Raw genomic sequence first — 3,762 nt, forward strand, 5'->3', positions numbered from 1 at the left:
TGCTCGCGGTGCTCGCGGTGCTCGCGGTGCTCGCGATGTTCGGCACACTCGCGGCGGCCGCACCGTCGTCGGTCCGCGAATGCTCGCGCTGTCGTTCGTCGTCCATGTACCCCTGCCCCGGTCGAGCCGCGCACGATGATGCGTCAACGGTACCTCCGCCGACCGGCGCGATACTGGGTTCGTGTACTTCGAACGGCGATCACTGCTGGCCCCCTTGACCGTATGGACCCGCACGGTCGACACGAGCCGGGTCGGTCGGGTGCTGCCCGACGGCTGCATGGACCTGATCTGGTCCGGCGAGACGCTGATCGTCGCCGGACCCGACTCGCGCGCTCACGTGGTCGTGGACGAGCCCGGCGCGCGCTACGCGGCGGTGCGCTGTGCCCCCGGCACGGGACCGGCGCTGTTCGGCGCGCCCGCCGACGAACTGCGCGATCGACGAGTGGCGCTGTCCGACGTGTGGTCCGAACGCGACGTGGGGGAACTGGCCGAGCGGATCGCCGCAGCCGACGACCCGGCGGCGTGCCTGGAGGCCGTCGCCGCCGAGCGCCTCCGCGAGGCGGCCGACTCGCACGCCGACCGGTTCGCGTCGCTCGTGGTCGAGCGGCTGCGGGCCGGCGCCGACGTCGCGTCGGTGGCGGACACCGTCAACCTCAGCGAACGCCAGTTCCACCGCCGCTCGCTCACCGCGTTCGGCTACGGCCCCAAGACCCTGGCCCGCATCCTGCGCCTGGATCGGGCCCTGAACCTCGCCTACCAGGGAGTCCCCGCCGCCGGCGTCGCCGCGCGCTCGGGCTACGCCGACCAGGCCCATCTGTCGCGCGACGTCAAAGCGCTGGCCGGCGTGCCGCTGGGCACGCTGCTCAACTCTGCGGCGTAGCGTCCGGGAGCGGGGCGAGCAGGTTCACGCCGTTGCCGTCGGCGTCGCGCACGACCGCGTAGCGCTGGCCCCAGAACGCGTCCCACGGAGCGTTACAGCTCTCGTATCCGGCCGCGACCAGTTCGCCGTACACCTTGTCGACCTCGGCGGGGTCGGCGAACGCGAACGCCAGAGCGGGCCCGTTGCCCCCGGTCACCCCGTCCCAGTCGGGATCGAACGAGCGGATCACCTCGGCCGAGTCCCAGACGAGCAGCGGGCCGTCGGGCAATTGCACCTCGACATGCGGCTGGGCGTCCGCCTCGGCGGGGATGTCCAGGCCCAGGGCCCGATAGAAGGCAAGCGACGCGGCCATGTCGGTGACGGCCATGCCGATGAAGTGGAATCGAAGAGTCATGCCGTCACGCTAGTCGCGCCGCGATGCGCCGGTCTTGAACGAATCGGACGCGCTCTCCCCGGACCCGCGGTCACATCCGTTCGCCCCGCCCCCGTCGCGCGCTCCCGCCGACTCGCGCGCGAGCCGGCGCTCGGCGCTCCCTGGCCGTTCGACCCGGCCGTCGGGATCCGTTCGGCCCTGCCGTCAGGCCGACACCGGGAGCAGGCCCGCTCCCGCCGTGAACAAGCGCAGCAGATTCGTGTCGTGGCCGGACCGCCACGCCAGGGTCACCCTCGATGCGGCGAGCCCCGCGACCGGGACGAACACGACGTCCGGGCGCCCGTTGTACTGCGCGAACTGCGCACAGAACAGCAGCGCCGCCCGGTCCGCGGCGATCAGCGACAACGCTTCCTGGAGCGTCGACGCCTCCGGTCCGCGCGGGATCGGCCGCCCGCCCGGCGTGACGGTGGGCGACTGTTGGGCCCGCCACGACGCCGGCGCGGGTTGGGCGATCTCCACGAACGCGCATTCGGCCAGCTCCTCGGCGTCGATCGACGCGCGCCCGGCGAACGGGTGCCGCGCGGACACGCCGAGCACGAACGGGTCGGACGCGATGGTCTCGCCGTTGTCCAGTTCCGGGTGGGTCACCGGCAGGGTCACGAACGCCGCGTCGATCTCGCCGCGCAACAGCGGCCCGAACGGGTCCGACAGTCGCAGCTCGACCAGGTCGGCCCGGGCGTGCGGATGCCGGTCGCGAAAATCGCCGACCAGGTCCAGCAGGGTTCCGTACGGCGTGCCGACGAAGCCGACGCGCAGCACGCCCTCGACGCCCCGGGCCCGGGCGCGGGCCCGTTCCACGGCTCGGGTGACGTCGTCGTAACCCGGGCGCAGCTCGGCGAGGAAACGCTCGCCCTGCGCGGTGAGTCGGACTCGGCGGCTGTTGCGATCGAACAGGCGGGTCCCGATCCGGGCCTCCAATCGGCGCAGGAGTTGGCTCACTCGGGCCTGCGACGTGTACAGGCGGGCCGCAGTGCGGGTGAAGTGCAGTTCCTCGCTGAGCACGACGAAGCACTCCAACTCGCGAAATTCCAACGACATGTCCCGGTCCTCTCCCCGGCGCGGCCCCAACCCGCGCGTCCCGCCCGTCCAGCGGCCCCGGCGCGGCCCCGACCCGGATGCGCGCCCCGACCTGGAAGGATAAGCACGGCTTCTCAACGCATGCGAGGTTCACCGTTGTTCCGAACCCCGCCCGCGTCGAGGGTTGGCGACATGTCAGAAGCAGTGGTCGACCCCGACCGGTACACCCCGGCATCCGCCCCCGAACCCGACCTCTCTCCGACCCCGCCCACTCCACTCACTCCCGTGCGTTCCTGGCTCGCCGTCACCGCGGTCGCGGTCGGCACGTTCACGGTGGTCAGCACCGAGATGTTGCCGGTGGGCCTGCTCACCCCCATCTCGCAGGGTCTGAACGTCTCCGACGGCACCACGGGGCTCGCGCTCACGCTGGCGGCCGTGGTCGCGGCCTTCGCGGCGCCCGCCGTACTCGTGGCCGCGAAACGCCTCGATCGACGGATCGTGCTCGCCGCGATGATGGTGTTGCTCCTGGTCGCCAACACGGTGAGCGCGCTCGCGCAGAACTTCGCGATGCTGCTCGTCGCCCGCCTGCTGGTGGGCGCGAGCATCGGCGGGTTCTGGGCGATCGGCGCGAGTCTGGCGACTCGGCTGGTGCCGGAGCGCTCGGTCGGCCGAGCAACCGCGTTGATCTTCGGCGGGGTGTCGGTCGCGTCGGTCGTGGGCGTGCCGACGGGGACGCTGATCGGCGAGTACGCCGGTTGGCGCGTGGCGTTCGCGGCGATGGCGGTGCTCAGCGCGGCCGTGCTGGTCGCGTTGTTGCTGGTACTGCCGCCGCTGCCGCCCGGGCGGGCGGTGCGACTCGGCGAGATTCCGGCGTTGTTGCGGCGCGGGAGTGTGCGAGTGGGGGTCGTCGGTCTCGTGCTCGTGATCGCGGGGCACTTCGGTGCGTACACCTACGTCCGGCCGATCCTGGAGGACGTCGCGGACCTGGGGCCCGGGCCGATCGGCGGGCTGTTGCTCGGCTACGGCGTGGCCGGGATCGTGGGGAACTTCGTGGCCGGCGCGTATGTGGGGCGGGGCCCGCATGCCACGCTCGCGCTCGCGGCCGGGCTGCTCACGGCGGCGGTGGTCGGGCTGGCGGTCGCCGGCGCGTGGACGCCGGGGACCGTGGTGGCGATGGCCGGGTGGGGTGTCGCGTACGGCGCGGTGCCGGTCGCGTTGCAGGGGTGGATGCTGCGGTCGGCGCCCGATGCGCCGGAGGCGGCCTCGGCGGTGTTCGTGACGGGCTTCCAGGTGGCGATCTCGCTCGGCTCGTTGCTCGGCGGGGTCGCGGTGGACGCGGTTTCGACGTCGAGCGTGCTGTGGTTCGGCGCGCTCCTGGCGGGCGCGACGGCGCTGCTCGCGGGGGCCGCGGGGCGGCGGGCGCGGACGTGAA

4 protein-coding genes are annotated in these 3,762 nt (G+C 73.0%); 2 read left to right on the plus strand and 2 right to left on the minus strand.

Annotation, left to right across the window (positions count from 1 at the left end; all coding sequences use genetic code 11):
- Nucleotides 1–181 precede the first annotated feature (181 nt).
- Nucleotides 182–880 carry a helix-turn-helix domain-containing protein gene (locus tag GT354_RS15195; RefSeq protein WP_161356846.1) on the plus strand — a complete coding sequence of 233 codons (699 nt, stop codon included), beginning with the start codon at nt 182–184 and terminating at the stop codon, nt 878–880.
- Here GT354_RS15195 and GT354_RS15200 read toward each other — a convergent pair.
- Nucleotides 864–1,274 (minus strand): VOC family protein, encoded by a 411-nt coding sequence (locus GT354_RS15200; protein ID WP_161356847.1) that lies wholly within the window; start codon nt 1,272–1,274, stop codon nt 864–866. The two genes, GT354_RS15195 and GT354_RS15200, sit on opposite strands and share 17 nt — an antisense overlap.
- A 183-nt stretch (nt 1,275–1,457) precedes the next feature.
- Nucleotides 1,458–2,351, minus strand: a complete 894-nt coding sequence (locus tag GT354_RS15205) for a LysR family transcriptional regulator (RefSeq protein ID WP_161356848.1) — start codon at nt 2,349–2,351, stop codon at nt 1,458–1,460.
- Nucleotides 2,352–2,522: 171 nt separating this feature from the next.
- Between GT354_RS15205 and GT354_RS15210 the strand changes: the two genes are divergently transcribed.
- Entirely contained in the window at nt 2,523–3,761 is a 1,239-nt protein-coding gene (locus GT354_RS15210) for an MFS transporter (protein ID WP_237534918.1), read from the plus strand.
- Nucleotide 3,762: the final 1 nt, after the last annotated feature.

Origin of the sequence: Streptomyces sp. SID3343 (genome assembly GCF_009865215.1) — a bacterium.
In the GTDB taxonomy this organism is placed as follows: domain Bacteria; phylum Actinomycetota; class Actinomycetes; order Streptomycetales; family Streptomycetaceae; genus Embleya.